Origin of the sequence: Stenotrophomonas sp. NY11291, assembly GCF_023277365.1 — a bacterium.
GTDB classification, from domain to species: domain Bacteria; phylum Pseudomonadota; class Gammaproteobacteria; order Xanthomonadales; family Xanthomonadaceae; genus Stenotrophomonas; species Stenotrophomonas geniculata.
Genome location: NZ_CP096975.1, coordinates 1096710 through 1112301, shown reverse-complemented (window position 1 = coordinate 1112301; position 15592 = coordinate 1096710). Strand labels below are relative to the sequence as shown.

At 67.3% G+C, this 15592-nt stretch carries 13 protein-coding genes; 7 read left to right on the top strand and 6 right to left on the bottom strand.

Annotated elements, in window-relative coordinates; genetic code table 11:
* Window positions 1–75 precede the first annotated feature (75 nt).
* Window positions 76–753 (top strand): YggS family pyridoxal phosphate-dependent enzyme, encoded by a 678-nt coding sequence (locus M1L61_RS05200; RefSeq protein WP_100447906.1) that lies wholly within the window; start codon window positions 76–78, stop codon window positions 751–753.
* Between the two features lie 18 nt (window positions 754–771).
* A complete protein-coding gene (gene proC / locus M1L61_RS05195) occupies window positions 772–1593 on the top strand; it encodes a pyrroline-5-carboxylate reductase (protein ID WP_248854408.1) in 822 nt (273 codons plus the stop codon).
* Between the two features lie 59 nt (window positions 1594–1652).
* Here the strand turns inward: proC and M1L61_RS05190 are convergent, their stop codons facing one another.
* Window positions 1653–2528 (bottom strand): LysR family transcriptional regulator, encoded by an 876-nt coding sequence (locus M1L61_RS05190; RefSeq protein ID WP_049481362.1) that lies wholly within the window; start codon window positions 2526–2528, stop codon window positions 1653–1655.
* Between the two features lie 98 nt (window positions 2529–2626).
* On the opposite strand from M1L61_RS05190, the gene M1L61_RS05185 reads away from it, so the two are divergent.
* Window positions 2627–3229 carry a short chain dehydrogenase gene (locus M1L61_RS05185; RefSeq protein ID WP_049410246.1) on the top strand — a complete coding sequence of 201 codons (603 nt, stop codon included), beginning with the start codon at window positions 2627–2629 and terminating at the stop codon, window positions 3227–3229.
* A gap of 73 nt (window positions 3230–3302) precedes the next feature.
* Here the strand turns inward: M1L61_RS05185 and soxR are convergent, their stop codons facing one another.
* Window positions 3303–3737: a redox-sensitive transcriptional activator SoxR gene (soxR, locus tag M1L61_RS05180; RefSeq protein ID WP_010483703.1), complete on the bottom strand. Its 435-nt coding sequence runs from the start codon at window positions 3735–3737 to the stop codon at window positions 3303–3305.
* Window positions 3738–3766: 29 nt separating this feature from the next.
* Here soxR and M1L61_RS05175 point away from each other — a divergent pair, with 29 nt between their 5' ends.
* On the top strand, window positions 3767–5188 hold the full coding sequence (locus M1L61_RS05175) for an MFS transporter (protein ID WP_224329073.1): 1422 nt from the start codon (window positions 3767–3769) through the stop codon (window positions 5186–5188).
* A gap of 38 nt (window positions 5189–5226) precedes the next feature.
* Here the strand turns inward: M1L61_RS05175 and M1L61_RS05170 are convergent, their stop codons facing one another.
* Together M1L61_RS05170 and M1L61_RS05165 are read right to left on the bottom strand one after the other, a co-directional pair.
* Complete coding sequence (locus M1L61_RS05170) at window positions 5227–7248, bottom strand: alpha/beta hydrolase (RefSeq protein WP_248854407.1); 2022 nt, start codon at window positions 7246–7248, stop codon at window positions 5227–5229.
* The gene (locus M1L61_RS05165) at window positions 7248–8222 is read right to left on the bottom strand and encodes a DUF4105 domain-containing protein (protein WP_010483709.1); all 975 of its coding nucleotides are present in this window, start codon (window positions 8220–8222) and stop codon (window positions 7248–7250) included. The genes M1L61_RS05170 and M1L61_RS05165 overlap by 1 nt, the downstream gene beginning before the upstream one ends.
* Window positions 8223–8393: 171 nt before the next feature.
* Between M1L61_RS05165 and M1L61_RS05160 the strand changes: the two genes are divergently transcribed.
* Entirely contained in the window at window positions 8394–8798 is a 405-nt protein-coding gene (locus tag M1L61_RS05160; RefSeq protein ID WP_019336934.1) for a GFA family protein, read from the top strand.
* Window positions 8799–9073: 275 nt separating this feature from the next.
* Here the strand turns inward: M1L61_RS05160 and M1L61_RS05155 are convergent, their stop codons facing one another.
* Both M1L61_RS05155 and M1L61_RS05150 read right to left on the bottom strand, forming a co-directional pair.
* Window positions 9074–12175, bottom strand: a complete 3102-nt coding sequence (locus M1L61_RS05155; protein WP_049410235.1) for an efflux RND transporter permease subunit — start codon at window positions 12173–12175, stop codon at window positions 9074–9076.
* 4 nt (window positions 12176–12179) lie between these two features.
* A complete protein-coding gene (locus M1L61_RS05150; protein WP_248854406.1) occupies window positions 12180–13355 on the bottom strand; it encodes an efflux RND transporter periplasmic adaptor subunit in 1176 nt (391 codons plus the stop codon).
* Between the two features lie 156 nt (window positions 13356–13511).
* Between M1L61_RS05150 and M1L61_RS05145 the strand changes: the two genes are divergently transcribed.
* Together M1L61_RS05145 and M1L61_RS05140 are read left to right on the top strand one after the other, a co-directional pair.
* Window positions 13512–14195: a response regulator transcription factor gene (locus M1L61_RS05145; RefSeq protein WP_010483717.1), complete on the top strand. Its 684-nt coding sequence runs from the start codon at window positions 13512–13514 to the stop codon at window positions 14193–14195.
* Entirely contained in the window at window positions 14182–15558 is a 1377-nt protein-coding gene (locus M1L61_RS05140) for an ATP-binding protein (RefSeq protein WP_248854764.1), read from the top strand. Before M1L61_RS05145 ends, M1L61_RS05140 begins: the two co-directional genes overlap by 14 nt.
* Window positions 15559–15592 lie beyond the last annotated feature (34 nt).

Genomic DNA, 15592 nt, shown 5'->3' with positions numbered 1-15592 from the left:
CCCAATAACGGCTTCGACTGGAAGGATCTTTCCCCGAGCGGCAGTATAGCCTCCTGATTCAACGGAACGCGTTACGTGGCCACTCCCCTGCCCCAGATCCTGAGCAACCTGCATGCCGCCGCCGAGGCCGCGGGCAGGCCCGATCCACGCCTGCTGGCGGTGTCCAAGACCCAACCGGCCGAGGCCGTGGCCGCGCTGGCCGCACAGGGCCAGCATGCCTTCGGCGAAAACTATGTGCAGGAAGCGCTGGCCAAGATGCAGGCGCTGCAGCACCTGGCGCTGGAGTGGCACCTGATCGGCCACCTGCAGTCGAACAAGGCCGATGCCGTGGCCACCCACTTCGACTGGGTGCAGAGCGTGGACCGGCCCAAGCTGGTAACGGCGCTTGCGCGCCATCGCCCGGCCGCGCGCGGCCCGCTGAACGTGCTGATCCAGGTCAACATCGACGACGAATCCAGCAAGCATGGCTGTGCACCGGAGGAAGTGGACGTACTCGCCGCCGCAATTGCCGCCGAACCCACCCTGCGCCTGCGCGGACTGATGGCGATTCCCGCGCCATGGCCCGAGGCCGAGCACCGTCGGGATGCATTCGTGCGCATGCGCACACTTTTCCAGTCGCTGGCTGCCCAGCACACGCAGATCGACACGCTGTCGATGGGCATGAGCAGCGACTACGCCGAAGCCATCGCCGAGGGTGCCACCCTGGTGCGGATCGGTACCGCACTGTTCGGCGCGCGCCCGCGCCCAGCCTGACTTTCCAAGGAGCTTTCCATGGCAGCTGATTCCATCACTTTCATCGGCGGCGGCAACATGGCGCGCAGCCTGATCGCCGGCCTGATCCGCCAGGGCACACCCGCCGCGCACATCCACGTCGCCGAACCGGTGGCCGAACTGCGCCAGGCGCTGGCCGCCGACTTCGGTGTGCAGGTGCATGACAACGCGATTGATGCCGCTGCGCAGGGCAGCACCTGGCTGCTGGCGGTGAAGCCGCAGGTGCTGCGTGAGGTCTGCCAGTCGCTGCGGGCACTGGCACAGGCGAACCGACCGATGGTGGTGTCGATTGCCGCCGGCATCACCAGCGCGCAGCTGCAGCGTTGGCTGGGAGGCAACCTGGCAGTGGTGCGCGCGATGCCGAACACCCCTGCCCTGCTCGGCGCAGGTGTGACCGGCCTGTTCGCCACACCGTCGGTGGACACGCAGCAGCACGCACAGGCCGAGAAGGTGCTGGCCAGCGCAGGCCGCACCGTGTGGATCGACAGCGAGGCGCTGATGGATTCAGTGACTGCTGTATCCGGCAGTGGCCCGGCCTATGTGTTCCTGCTGGCCGAAGCGATGGAAGCGGCGGGTATTGCCCAGGGCCTGCCAGCCGACGCCGCGCGCACGCTGGTGGTGCAGACCCTGCTGGGTGCCTCGCGCATGCTTGATGAAGCCGGTGAGAGCCCGGCCGAGCTTCGCCGCCGCGTGACCTCGCCGAACGGCACCACCCAGGCCGCGATCGAGAGCTTCCAGGCCGGTGGCTTCGAGGCCCTGGTGGACACCGCACTGCGTGCCGCACAGGTGCGTGGGCAGGAACTGTCTGCGGCGAATGATTGATCCCGATGCGTGCCGACCAACGGTCGGCACCCACCGTCATCCACGCCTGGCGTGGATGCTCATTGCCCCAATGTGGTCATGACGAAATCGACGAAGCACTGCAACCGCGGACGCGGCCTGCGGTCGGGCAGGTAGATCAGGTGCATCGGCCGTGGTTCGGGCAGGTAGTCGCGCAGCAGCGGCTTCAACCGCCCTGCCGCGATCTCACCGGCCAGCAATGCGGTCGGCTGCAACACCAGCCCCGCGCCGGCGACCGCCGCTTCGCGCAGCGCGAACCCGTCATTGCAGGTCAGGCGCGCCTCCCAGTCCACGTATTCGCCGTTGGCCAGCTGCCAACCATGGCCGCCGCGCCAGGCCAGGTGGCTCAGGCAATCATGCCCCTGTAGATCCGCGGGCGTACGCGGCGTGCCGCGCCGGCGCAGGTAGGACGGTGCCGCACACAGGCTCATCGCATACGGTGGCAGCGGCCGCGCCACCACTTCCTGCGACGGCAGTGGCCCGACCCGGATCGCTACGTCGAAGCCGTCCTCGATCAGATCCACACGGCGGTTGCTCAGATCCAGTTCGATGTTCAACTGCGGCTGCGCGCGCAGCAGGCCGGCCAGTTGTGGCGCCAGCACGCAGCTGCCCCAGGTGGTGGGTGCGCTGACCCGCAGCAGCCCGCGTGGCTGTATCTGCAGTCCGGCCACGTCGGCCTCGGCCTGCTGCACCTGCTCCAGCACCTGCCGGCACCCAGCGAGGTAGGCGCTGCCGGCTTCGGTCAGGCGCTGGCGGCGGGTGTTCCGTTGCAGCAACGCGGTGCCCAGGTGCGCCTCCAGCTGCTGGATGTACTTGCCGACCATCACCGCCGAGACCTGCAGCTGTTCGGCAGCCCCTGCGAAGCTCCCGCGCTCGGCCACGGCAACAAAGGCCTGCATGCAGCGAAGGGTATCCATTGCTAATCCAGAGTTAGGAATCTGCGAATCATACGCCGCTTACCTAACCGCACCGTGACGGCGCAGACTGCGCTCACTCCCCCACGCAAGGAACGGCCATGAAGATCCTCCTCGTCGGTGCCAGCGGCACCCTCGGCCAGGCAGTCGCCCGCCAGCTCGGCCAACAGCATCAGATTCTCGCCGCCGGCCGCAGCAGCGGCGAACTCCGAGTGGACCTGACCGATGACGCCAGCGTCGCCGAACTGTTCGCGCGTACCGGCCCGGTCGATGCGGTGATCTCCACCACCGGCTCGGTGCACTTCGGCCCGTTGCAGCAGATGACGCCAGGACAGTTCAACATCGGGCTGCAGGACAAGCTGCTGGGGCAGGTGCGGCTGGCACTGGCCGCCCAGCACCACCTCAACGCCGGCGGCTCGATCACCCTGACCAGCGGCATCATCAGCGCCCAACCGATCCGCGATGGCGTCAACGCCACCGCCGTGAACGCCGCACTGGAAGGCTTCGTGCGTGCGGCAGCACTGGAACTGCTGCCGCGCGGCCTGCGCATCAACGTGGTCAGCCCGAACGTGCTGATCGAATCGATGGCGGCGTACGGCCCCTACTTCCCGGGCTTCGAAGCCGTGAGCGCGCAGCGCGCGGCGCTGGCCTTCCAGCGTGCAGTGGAAGGCATCCAGAGCGGCGAGACGATCACGGTCTGGTAAGAAAAAAGGGGACGGAGGGGATTAAGTCGTTAATGCACAAACGAAATAATCCCCTCCGTCCCGTTTTCGTGGGTCACTCCCAGCGCATCGGGCCGTCGCCGCGTTCGCCCAGGATGTCTTCGGGATTGGCCAGGCGGCAGCGCTGCAGCGACAGGCAGCCGCAGCCGATACAGCCGGTCAGCTCATCGCGCAGCAGCTGCAGCATGTGGATGCGCTCCTCCAGCTCGGTGCGCCAGCGCGCGGACAGCTTGGCCCAGTCGGCCTTGGTCGGTGCGCGGCCCTCGGGCAGGCTTTCGAAGGCACGGCCGACGGCTTCCAGTGGCATGCCCACCCGTTGCGCGACACGGATCACGGCCAACCGTCGCAGCACGTCGCGGCTGTAGCGGCGCTGGTTGCCCGAGGTGCGCAGGCTGCTGATCAGCCCCTTGCGCTCGTAGAAGTGCAGCGCGGAAACCGCCACGCCACTGCGCTGGGAGACTTCGCCAACGCTGAGTTCCTGGGACACCATTGCTTGACCTAAACTGCGGTTGAGGTGGCATGCTGCTATCTTCGCCGCCAGTTGACAAGCGCGGCCCGCATCTGACCCGTATGACCCCCACGCTCGCCCCCGCCAACGCCAGTACACCGGCGGATACGTCGATCCTGTCCCCGCGCTACCGCGCCACCACCATCGGCATGGTGGCGTTGGTGGCGCTGCATGCCTTCGAAGCCCTGGCGGTAGCGGCCGCCATGCCGACCGTGGCCGAGGCGCTGGATGGCCTGCGCCTGTACGCCCTCGCCTTCGGCGGCACCCTGGCCACCAGCGTGATCGGCATGACCCTGGCCGGACGCTGGGCCGACCGCCACGGGCCGGCACGGCCGCTCTGGTACGGGTTGGCCTGCTTCGTCCTAGGCCTGCTGCTGGCCGGCTTCGCGATGCGCATGGGCATGCTGGTGGCGGGGCGGCTGCTGCAGGGCCTCGGCGCGGGCGCGATCTCGGTTTCGCTGTATGTGATGGTCGGCCGCAGCTACCCCGAGCACCTGCGTCCGAAGGTATTCGCCGCGTTCTCGGCCGGCTGGGTGGTGCCGTCCATGATCGGCCCCGCGCTGAGCGGGCTGATCGTGCAGCATCTCGGCTGGCGCTGGGTGTTCCTGGCCGTGCCACTGCTGGCCATTCCGGCCGCGCTGCTGCTGCGCCCGGCACTCACGCGCATGCAGCCCACCGATGGCGGCCTCGCCGACGATGGGCGAGGCAACGTTGTGCGCTGGGCCAGTGGTGCCTCGCTGGCGGCGCTGCTGCTCTACTTCGGCGGCCAGCAGCAGGGCCTGCCTGCGCTGCTCTGCATCGGCGTGGCGATGCTGGCGCTGCTGTTCTGCGTGCATCGACTGCTTCCGCCCGGAACCCTGATCCTGCGCCGTGGCCTGCCCAGCGTGATCGCGCTGCGCGGCGTCGCGGCGGCCGCCTTCTTCGCCTGCGAGGCCTACCTGCCGCTGCTGCTGCAGCGCGAACGCGGGCTCTCGCCCAGCTGGGCCGGTGCCGTGCTCAGTCTTGGCGCACTGGGCTGGTTCGCCGGTTCATGGCTGCAGGGTCACCAGCAGCGTGGCTGGTCGCGCCAGCAGCTGTTGCGGGTGGGCACAACGATGATGACGGTCGGCATCGCCGCCACGCTGGCCGTGCTGTTCAACGTGGTGCCACTGCCGGTGTCGCTGCTCGGCTGGGCCGTGACCGGCTTCGGCATGGGCATGATCTACGCGAGCCTGTCGGTGCTGACGCTGTCGTTGTCGGCGCCGCAGGAGCAGGGTACCAACACCTCGGCACTGCAGCTGAGCGAGGCGCTGTCGGTGACCACCGCGCTGGCGGTTTCCGGCGCGCTGTTCGCGCTGTTCGTGCAAAGCGCACCCCACACCGGTTACGTGCTGTGCCTGGCGATCACCTTCGGCCTGGCGCTGCTGGCCACGGTGATCGCGCGGCGGGTGTAACGCCGCCGCATTGCGGGATTGCCGGCCAGCGGCCGGCACTACCGGGTGCCAGTCCCCATGTCATCAATATCCCGATGCAGGATGCGCCGCACCTCCAGCACCGCCTGCGGGGTCTCCTGCACGCTGTGGCCGGAAATGATCACCTTCTCCGACAATGCGCCCGGCAGGTGTGCGCTCCAGTACGGCACCAGCCCGTCATCGGACTTCTCCACCGGCAGTTCCGGTTTGCGCTGGGCGATGATCGAGTGGTACTTCAGGCCCGCTTCGATCGGCAGCTGTGCGGCGGCCTTCACGAACGGATCGCTGGCCTTGAGGTTGTCGATGCTGTTCGGGATCTTCGGCTTGGCGGTGCCATCGACCTGCTGCTCGGCCTGCGCCAGTGCCATGAACACGTCCTCGAACTTGCCGAGAATGGTCAGCGGCAGGCGCACCAGGCGACCGATCAGGCGGCCGACCTTGTTGCCGGCGATGTCGGTACCCTGGTGTGGTGCGGCGATGAAGATCGCGCGTTCCACGTTCGGCTGTGCCTTGAAATGCAGCAGCGGCCCCAGCTTGTTCTGCACCCGCTTCAGCCGTTCACCCTTCAGGTCGTAGTTGGCCAGCAGGTCATTCCACAGCACGTCGCCCGAGTCGCTCACCAGCAGCCGCGCCAGTACACCGCCCATGCTGTGGCCGATGTAAACCATGTCCTTCGATGCACGCGTGCTGCCGTTGGGGTCGAAATGCTTCAGCGTGTCGCTGAACGCATTGGCGATCTCGTAGCGGTTCAGTGCGATCGGCGCATTGGTCGGGTAATAGACCTGCCACACCTGGAACTGCTGGCGCAGCTCGGGATCGCCCATGATCTCATTGGCCAGGTTCACCCAGGCTTCCGGGCTGCTGGCCAGGCCATGCAGCATGAAGATGATGCGCCGGTTCGGGTCCCAAGGCTGCATCAGGTAGATGTGCGGCTCGCCGATGCCCTCGCTCATGCCGAACAGGGTGCGCAGCGACTGCCGGGCGAAGCCACTCTGCGCCAGCCACAGGCCATAGGCCGCGGTGAAGTTGCCGGCCAGCGGTACCTGCTCACCGTGCAGGGTGATGCGCTCGGTGGCTTCCGGCGAATAGGCATCCAGCTCGACCCGGCGTGTGCGCATCACGTCTTCCAGGCTGCTGCCCTCGAAACGCAGCAGTGCGGTGACGTTGATCGAGGACATCTCACTGAATTCGGGCACCGAATCGTCATGGCGATGACGACGGCCACGGTGCGCGTCGTCGCCGTCGTCCTGCGTGGTCTCGGCCTTCGGGCCATCGGGTTCGATCACCGGCGCGACCAGCTTCGGCGGATCCATCACCATCACCAGCTCGGCGCCGAAACCATCGCGGCGATAGGTGCTGCGCAGGCCGACGAAACTGACGGTACCGGCCGGCACCAACTGCGCCGGGATGCTCTTCAGGTTCAACTGCTGGTAGTTGGAGGCCAGCGACCAGCTGCCGACCGAGACCGGCTTCGTGTAGTCCTCGCCGGCAAGTGCCGCCGCACGCGCACGCACGAACAGCACCACCGCTGCTTTCTCGGCCGCGTAGTTGTAGTAGTCACGCACCTGCGTCTGCCGGTCCTCGAAGGCACGGTCGGATGGGGACCTGCCGCTGTAGAACAGATACGCATACGCGTAACGCGCCGCTTCCAGCCAGGCATCCAATGCCGCATCGCTCATCGGCGGATCACCCGCTGCGGTCTTCTTCGGTGTCAGCGCCAGCGCGGCCTTCACCCACAATTCGGACAGCGCCGACAGCCGCTGCTCGACATTGAGGTCATCGGTCATCAGCAGCGTGCTGCGGCAGACCAGAAAGTCCTTCTCGCACTGCGACTCGTCCAGGCCCGCCGCGCTGAGCGTCTCGCGCGCGGCCGGGCTGAGCTTGCCGGTGTTGAGCACATCCGCGCGCTTGTTGACCAGCGAATCGCTGGATTTGACCTGCTTGACGGTCACCATCGCACAGCCGCTGCTGCCCAGCAGCAGGAAGGCGGCAAGCAGCGCCGGCAGCATGCGCTGCCAGCGGGTCAGAAAGAGTTGGGTCATTACTGTGGGTCCTGCTCGGTGCCGGGCACGCCCTGGCGGATCACGGTGGAGAAGTGCGGGCCATCGCCCAGGTCCAGCGCACGCTGGGTGATGCGGCCCTTGGCATGCAGCTCGGTGTACGGCACGCCTGGAGTGAGCGCGCCGACCTCCTGCGCGTACTCGGCCAGGTAACCGGACAGCAGCAGGCGGTAATCCAGCGGCAGGCGCGGTGCGATGTGGCGGGCCAGGTCGAAGACGATGGTGGTGCAGTTGCTGGTCAACGTGTTGTAGAAGCCGGGCTTCGCATCCAGTTCGCGGGCCTGCGCGATGTACGCAGCGAACAGTTCCTTCAGCTGCGTGCGGTCCATACCATGCAGGCGGTACAGGTAGACGTCCTCGCCACGCGCGTTGGTGCGTGTGCGGATGATGTCGGTCTCCTCCGACGCCACCAGGGTCATCTCGAACTTGCGGAAGAAGCCGCCCAGCGCCGAGAACGACTCACCGCGCTCCTTGCGGATCTCCAGCGAGAACACCACGTGGCGACCGTCCTCGAAGCCGAACGAGATGAGGGTGTGGGCGATGGCCGGGCCCATCCAGTACGACAGCACCAGGTCGGCCGAGCGCAGCTGGTCCAGGTCGTACTCGCGGCGCACCCAGTGTGCGTCGTAGTCGGTTTCGGTGCGCCAACTGAAGTCACGCACATTGTCCAGCACGACGTGGCGGCCATCGAAGGACACCACGTGCAGGCGCTGCGCCACGTCATCGGCCCACAACCGGTCCTGGCGCGGGGTCAGCAGCAGCCACCACAGGCCGGCCAGCGCCAGCGATGCCCCGAACGCCAGACCCAGGCGGCGCGAGGCACGGCCCCGCGCGACCCGCCACGACGCCCACAGCGCAACCAGCAGCCACAGCCCGGCGACGCCGGTGGCCAGCCAGCCCGGCCCCGGCAACTGATAGGCCAGCAGCCCGGTCACCCACAGCGCCAGCAGCGCCATGGCACTTCCTGTCATCCAACGTCCTGCGGCGTTCACTGGCGTCCTGTCGCGGTCTTGAAGCCGCATAGTTAGCCACAAGCGGGTTCACCGTGGCATCTACGGCCCGTTCAGGCAGGCCGGTGCACCGTCGGCGGCGGCCTCTGCGGCCAGATTCACTTCACAGGAGCAACGATGGGCATCACTTCCGTGGCCGGCGTTCCGGTCCAACCCCGGCATCGCGCCACCTGCCACTGCGGCACGGTCGAACTGCTGCTGGACCTGCCTGATGGCATCGTCGACCCGCGCCGCTGTGACTGCTCGATGTGCCGCCGCCGTGGCGCCATCGCCGCCAGCGTCGCACGCGCGGGCCTGCAGGTGGTGCGCGGGCAGAACCACCTGCAGCTGTACCAGTTCAACACGCATGTGGCCGAGCACTATTTCTGCGGCGTGTGCGGCATCTACACCCACCACCGGCGTCGTTCCAACCCGGACCAGTACGGCTACAACGTGGCCTGCCTGGAGGGCATCGACCCGTTCGCACTGGGCATCATTCCGGTCAACGACGGGGTCAACCACCCGGCCGACCGCGGCGACTAGCCTAGTGGCGCGTCCGCCGTGGCGGTGCGGCGACCTTCTGCCACGGCGCCATGCCACTGCGGCCGGCCCGCACCGGGCGTTTCAGCCAGGGCCGACGGGGCGTCGCCTGTGGTTCGGCAGCGACCGGGGGAGGGACAGGTCTGCGGCCGGGCCAGAGATGATCGAGCAGCCACATGGCAGGTCTCCGTGGGGGACGGGGACGACCTACGCTAGCGACACCTGGGCAAAGGACGGGTGATGGTGCTGCGGCAGCCAGATGACAGCCGCGCCCCCCCTCAGTCCTGCGGCCGTGACCGGCCGAGGCGGCGCACCAGCACGAAGAACAATGGCACCAGCACCACCGCCAGCACCGTGCCGGAGACCATGCCGCCGATCACGCTCATGCCGATCTCACGGCGACTGACCGCACCGGCACCGGTGGCCAACGCCAACGGAATCACACCGGCCACAAAGGCCAACGACGTCATCACGATCGGACGCAGGCGCAGGCGTGCGCCCTGCAGCGCGGCCTCCACCGCTGAACTGCCCGCGCGATAGCGGGCCTCGGCGAACTCCACGATCAGGATCGCATTCTTCGCCGACAGGCCGATGGTGGTCAGCAGACCGACCTGGAAGTAGATGTCGTTGACGAAGCCCGCCGCGATGGTCGCCAGCACGGTACCGATCACGCCCAAGGGAATCACCAGTACCACGGCCACCGGCACCGTCCAGCTTTCATAGAGCGCAGCCAGGCACAGGAAGATGAAGGCAATCGAGGCCAGGTAAAGCCACAGCGTCTGGTTGCTGGCCAACCGCTCCTGGTAGGACAGGCCACTCCACTGCAGGTCGAATCCCGCCTGGTCCGCAATCAGCGCCTGCATGCGCTGCATCGCCTCGCCCGAACTGCGTCCTTCGGCGGCACTGCCCTGGATCTGCATCGCCGGCAGACCGTTGAAGCGCTGCTGCAGCTGGGGCCCGCGCGCCCAGTGGCTGCTGGCGAAGCTGGCGAACGACGCCATCTGGCCGTTGCCACCGCGCACATACCACTGGCCGATGTCGTCGGGCACGCTGCGGTAGGGCTGGTCACCCTGCATGTAGACCCGCTTGACCCGGCCACGGTCGAGGAAATCGTTGATGTAGCTGCCGCCCCAGGCCGCGGACAGGGTGGAATTGATGTCGGCCTGGGACAACCCCAGCGCGCTGGCCTGCGCATGGTCGATGTCCAGCCGCAGCTCGGCCTTGTCGCCGAGGCCGTTCAGGCGCACCGAGGTGAGCCCATCGTCTTCGCCGGCCGCACGCACCACCTGTTCCTGCGCTGCCTGCAGGGCCACGCGCCCGGCGGCGCTGGTGTCCTGCATCCACAGTTCGAAGCCACTGGACTGGCCCAGTCCACGCACCGCCGGCGGTGCAAGCACATTGACCCTGGCATCGGGCAACCCGCGGAAGTAGGCATTGGCACGCGTGATGATCGCCGCAGCGGTGTTGTCGCCGGTACGCTCATCCCAGGGTTTCAGTGCGAGGAAGCCCTGTCCGGCGTTCTGGCCGGTGCCGGCATTGTTGCGGCCAACCACCACGAACACCACGTCCAGGTTCTGCTTCTCGTGCTCCATGAAGTAGCGGCTGATCTGCTCGCCCAGCGCTTCGGTACGCGCCATCGGCGTGCCCTCCGGCGTGGAGAACTGGAAGGTCACCTGGCCCTGGTCTTCCACCGGCAGGAAGCCGGTGGGCATGCGCGCGTACAGCGCAATCATGGCGACCACCACCAGCAGGTAGAACGCCATCCAGCGCCGCGGCCGGGCGACCACGCCACCGAGCTTTCCCTGATAGGCCAACTGGCTGCGCTCGACACCCCGGTTGAAGGCCCTGAAGAAGCGGCCCTGCGGTTTCTGCGCCGAAGATGGCTTGAGCAGGGTCGCGCACAGCGCCGGGGTCAGCGTCAGCGCGACAAGCGCCGACAGCGCCATCGCAGATGCAATGGTGATCGAGAACTGGCGGTAGATGATGCCGGTGGAACCACCGAACAGGGCCATCGGCAGGAACACCGCGCCCAGCACCACGGTGATGCCGATCAGCGCGCCGGTGATCTCGCCCATCGATTTTTCGGTGGCCTCGCGTGGCGGCAGGTGCTCGTCGTGGATGATGCGCTCCACGTTCTCCACCACCACGATCGCGTCGTCGACCAGCAGGCCGATCGCCAGAACCATCGCAAACAAGGTGAGCGTGTTGATCGTGAATCCGGCGACCGCCAGCACGCCGAACGTGCCCAGCAGCACCACCGGCACCGTGATCGCGGGGATCAACGTAGCGCGCAGGTTCTGCAGGAACAGGAACATCACCACGACCACCAGCACGATGGCCTCGATGAGGGTATGGATGACACCCTCGATCGAGACCCGCACGAACGGTGTGCTGTCGCGCGGATAGGCGACCTGCAGCCCGGGCGGGAACGTCGGTCGCAGGCGTTCGATCTCCTCACGGACCGCATCCGCGGTGGCCAGCGCGTTGGCCCCGGAGGCCAGCGTGACCGAGAAACCCGCCGCCGGATAGCCATTGAGATAGCTGCTGGTCTGGTAGTTCTCGGCACCGATCTCCACCCGTGCCACGTCGCCCAGGTGCACTGCAGCGCCGCTGGGAAGCGTGCGCAGGATGATCGCGCGGAACTGTTCGGGCGTCTGCAGCCGCGACTGGGCAGTGACGGTGGCATTCAGGCTCTGCGTTGCGCTGGATGGCAATGCGCCCAGTTCGCCGGCCGTGACCTGGGTGTTCTGGGCCTGGATGGCCGTGCGCACGTCGGCCGGCATCAGGTCGTAGGCGCGCAGCTTGTGCGGGTCCAGCCACACGCGCATCGCATACGCCGAGCCGAACACATTGATCTCGCCGACACCCGGAATGCGGCTGATCGGATCCTGCACGTTGCTGACCAGGAAGTCGGAAACATCCACCCGTTCCATGCGCCGGCTGGTGTCATACAGCGAGACCACCATCAGCGAGTCGCCCTGCGACTTGGCGACCGTCACGCCCTGCTGCTGCACTTCCTGCGGCAGCCGGTTGATGGCCTGGTTGACGCTGTTCTGCACCTGGACCTGGGCAATGTCCGGGTTGGCGCTCTGGTCGAATGTGACCGTGATGCGCGCCTGCCCCGATGACGAACTGGTCGACGAGAAATACAACAGGTGATCGATGCCTTTGATCTGCTGTTCGATCACCTGGGTGACGCTGTCTTCCACCGTCTGCGCCGAGGCGCCGGTGTAGTTGGCCGTGATGTTGACCTGTGGCGGTGCGATGTCCGGGTACTGTTCGACCGGCAGCTGGCTGACGGCGATCGCGCCAAACGCCATGATGCAGATCGCCAGCACCCAGGCGAACACCGGGCGATGGATGAAGAAGCGCGGCAGCATCTGCTCAGTCCTTCCCGGCCGGTGCCGGCGCAGACTTCACCCGTACCGCCATGCCATCGGCCAGGCCCTGCGTGCCGGCCACCACCACCTGTTCACCGGCGGCCAGGCCATCGAGCACCAGCCACTGATCGCCCACCGCACGCGCGGTGCGGAACAGGCGCAGCTTCGCCTTGCCGCCCTCATCCACCACCCACACCTGCGCCTCGCCCTTCGGGCTGCGGTCGACCGCAGCCTGTGGCACCAGCAGCGCCTGCTGGCGGGTGCCCTGCCCCACCTGCGCCCGCACATACATCCCCGGCAGCAGCTGCCCGGCGGGATTGGGAAAACGTGCACGCAGGGTGATGCTCCCGGTTTCCTGCTGCACGTCGATATCGGCAAATTCCAGGGTGCCGGGCAACGGATACGCGCTGCCATCGGACAGCCGCAGCCGCACCGCAGCGGTGGTGGCCTGCACGCCACCGTCGGCGATGGCGCGGCGCAAAGCCAGGTACTCGTTGCTGGACTGGGTGATGTCCACGTTCATCGGGTCGACCTGCTGGATCCGCGCCAGCGGGTTGGCCTGGCCCGAGGTAACCAGCGCCCCGGGTGTGAACAGCGCACGGCCGATGCGCCCGGCAATCGGCGCGGTCACCGTGGCGAAACCAAGCCGCGTACGTGCGGTATCCAGGCTCGCCTGTGCCGCCTGCACCGCGGCTGCGGCCTGCTGCCCGCTGGCGATGGCGTCATCCACGTCCTGGCGCGCGGCCAGCTGCTCGCCGCCCAGCGCCTGCATCCGTTGCGCGCGCAGGCGTGCGGTCACTGCCGCCGCTTCGGCGGTTTTCAGGTTGGCCTGAGCCTGATTCAACGCCGCCTGGTACAGGGCCGGTTCGATCTGGAACAAAGGCTGCCCGGCACGCACGGTTTCGCCCTCCTCGAACAGGCGTTTCACCAGCACGCCATCCACCTGCGGGCGCACATCCGACTCCTGCGATGCGATGGTCCGCCCCGGCAGCTCCTGTTCCATCGCCAGCGGCCTTTCCTGCAGGGTCAGCACCTCCACCTCGTGAAGCCTGCCGGCCGGCGTGGGCGCATCCTTGCCGCAGGCCGACAGCAGGCCGAGCAGAACGAGCGCAAGCAGCAGAGGCCGCCGGAGCCGCAGTGGCCGGGCATGGCATGGCAAGGGCATGTGCAGGAGGTTCATCGGGTGCCGGGGTTCCGCGCGCCGGGGGGAGACGCTCGGCGCCGAATATAGAAGACCTGTGCGCGGAATCCGGCGAATCGCGCATGAAACATTTTTCATTTGCAGTCACCGCGAGCGGTTGCGAGGATGGCAGCCATCCAACCTGCACACTGGCCCATGCCGCGCGTACTCACCATCGAGGACGACCTTGTCACAGCGGAGGAAATCGCAACCGAGCTGCGCAGCCATGGCTTCGAGGTCGACGTTGCCGTTGATGGCACTGCCGGCCTCGCATTGGCGCGTGCGGGCGACTACGCGGTGATCACCCTGGACCGCATGCTGCCTGGCATTGATGGCCTGGCGCTGGTCACGGCCCTCCGGCGCGAAGGTATCGTCACGCCCGTACTGATGATCAGCGCGCTGTCGGACGTGGACGAGCGCGTGCGTGGCCTGCGTGCAGGCGGCGACGATTACCTGACCAAGCCGTTCGCCTCCGATGAGATGGCGGCCCGCGTGGAGGTATTGATCCGTCGCCAGAGCCAGGCCGGCCCTGCCGACAGTGTCCTGCATGCCGGCGACCTCGAACTGGATCTGATGACCCGTTCGGCCCGGCGTGGCGGGCAGGAGATCAGCCTGCTGCCGACCGAGTTCAAGCTGCTCGAATTCCTGGTCCGCAATGCCGGCCAGGTGGTCACCCGCAGCATGCTGTTCCAGGAAGTCTGGGGCTATCACTTCGACCCCGGCACCAACCTGATCGATGTCCACATCGGCCGCGTGCGCAAGCGCATCGAGCAGCCGGGCCGCCCTCAACCCATCACCACCGTACGTGGAACCGGCTATGTCTTCGATGCGCAATCCTGACCAGTGGCGCTCGTCCAGCAGCCGCCTGCTCGGGTTGTACTGCATCCTGTTCGTGGCCTGGTCGAGCCTGCTGCTGGGGGTGATGTACTGGCGCATCTCGGACTATCTCAATGACCTGACCGAATCCGGGCTGCAGCAGCGTGCCCATCTGTTCATGGCATTCGACGGCCAGGCACTGGACGATGCGTTGCGCGACAGCCAGCGCTTCGACCTGCACCAGGTCTACACCTACGGATTGTTCAGCGGCGACGGCGCGCCATTGGCTGGACCGCTGACCGCCATCCCAGCGGGACTGCCGCTGGATGGCAGCTCGCATCCGGTGGAAGGCTGGACATTGGTCGATGGAAAGCACGAGAGCGGCGGCAGCGCACTTGGCGTAGCGACCCGGGACGGGCGGACGCTGGTGTTCGTGCGCCAGAACGGCAAGCTCATGGCGGTCAACAGCATCATTCTCGATGCACTGCTGTGGGGCGTGTCGCTGACCGTCATCCCTGGCCTGGTCGGCTGGCATCTGCTGCGCCGGCGCCCGTTGAAGCGGATCCAGCAGATCGAAGCGGCCACCAGCCGCATCGTCGCCGGCGACCTCGGCCAGCGCCTGCCGGTATCCAACCGTCGCGACGAGATCGATCGGCTGTCGAGCATCGTCAATGCCATGCTCGAACGTATCGAGCAGCTGATGACCGAGGTCAAAGGCGTGTGCGACAGCATCGCCCATGATCTGCGCACCCCGCTCACCCGCCTGCGGGCGCATCTGTACCGCATGCGCGTCGGTCTGGACGAACAGGATCCCCATGCCGACCCGCTGGACAAGGCACTGGCGGAAACGGACATGCTGATGGCGCGCTTCACCGCGCTGCTGCGGGTATCCGAACTGGAAAGCCACCAGCGGCGTTCGGCCTTCGACGAGGTCGACCTTGCCGAGCTGCTGCAGGAACTGCACCAGTTCTACCTGCCACTGGCCGAAGAGAAGCAGCAGTTGCTGGAACTGCAGGTGGATCCACAGGTTAGCCTGCTGCGTGGCGACCGTGAGCTGTTGTTCGAAGCGGTGGCGAACCTGCTGTCCAACGCCCTGCAGTTCACCCCTGCGCACGGCCGCATCCTGCTGCGTGCGGTCGACGATCGCGGCGCGCCGAGGATCGATGTGATCGACAATGGACCCGGCATCCCGCCGCAGGATCGCACGCTGATCTACCAGCGCTTCTTCCGCGGCAGCAGCAGTGCCGGCCAGGGACCTGGATTCGGCTTGGGCCTGTCGATCGTGGCCGCCATTGCCGGCCTGCACGGCTTCCGGCTGCGCGCAGGCAGTGCCCCGGGCGGTGGCGCCTGGCTGAGCATCCGCGGCGCCTCGGACGGCCTGCCCTGACGCCTGTCCCGATTGATCCAATCGCACTTGGGAA

Coding starts and splice junctions, on each gene's coding strand:
- proC (WP_248854408.1), top strand. CDS start 772: ATGGCAGCTGATTCCATCACTTTCATCGGCGGCGGCAACATGGCGCGC.
- M1L61_RS05190 (WP_049481362.1), bottom strand. CDS start 2,528: ATGGATACCCTTCGCTGCATGCAGGCCTTTGTTGCCGTGGCCGAGCGC.
- M1L61_RS05185 (WP_049410246.1), top strand. CDS start 2,627: ATGAAGATCCTCCTCGTCGGTGCCAGCGGCACCCTCGGCCAGGCAGTC.
- soxR (WP_010483703.1), bottom strand. CDS start 3,737: ATGGTGTCCCAGGAACTCAGCGTTGGCGAAGTCTCCCAGCGCAGTGGC.
- M1L61_RS05175 (WP_224329073.1), top strand. CDS start 3,767: ATGCTGCTATCTTCGCCGCCAGTTGACAAGCGCGGCCCGCATCTGACC.
- M1L61_RS05170 (WP_248854407.1), bottom strand. CDS start 7,248: ATGACCCAACTCTTTCTGACCCGCTGGCAGCGCATGCTGCCGGCGCTG.
- M1L61_RS05165 (WP_010483709.1), bottom strand. CDS start 8,222: ATGGCGCTGCTGGCGCTGTGGGTGACCGGGCTGCTGGCCTATCAGTTG.
- M1L61_RS05160 (WP_019336934.1), top strand. CDS start 8,394: ATGGGCATCACTTCCGTGGCCGGCGTTCCGGTCCAACCCCGGCATCGC.
- M1L61_RS05155 (WP_049410235.1), bottom strand. CDS start 12,175: ATGCTGCCGCGCTTCTTCATCCATCGCCCGGTGTTCGCCTGGGTGCTG.
- M1L61_RS05150 (WP_248854406.1), bottom strand. CDS start 13,355: ATGAACCTCCTGCACATGCCCTTGCCATGCCATGCCCGGCCACTGCGG.
- M1L61_RS05145 (WP_010483717.1), top strand. CDS start 13,512: ATGCCGCGCGTACTCACCATCGAGGACGACCTTGTCACAGCGGAGGAA.
- M1L61_RS05140 (WP_248854764.1), top strand. CDS start 14,182: ATGCGCAATCCTGACCAGTGGCGCTCGTCCAGCAGCCGCCTGCTCGGG.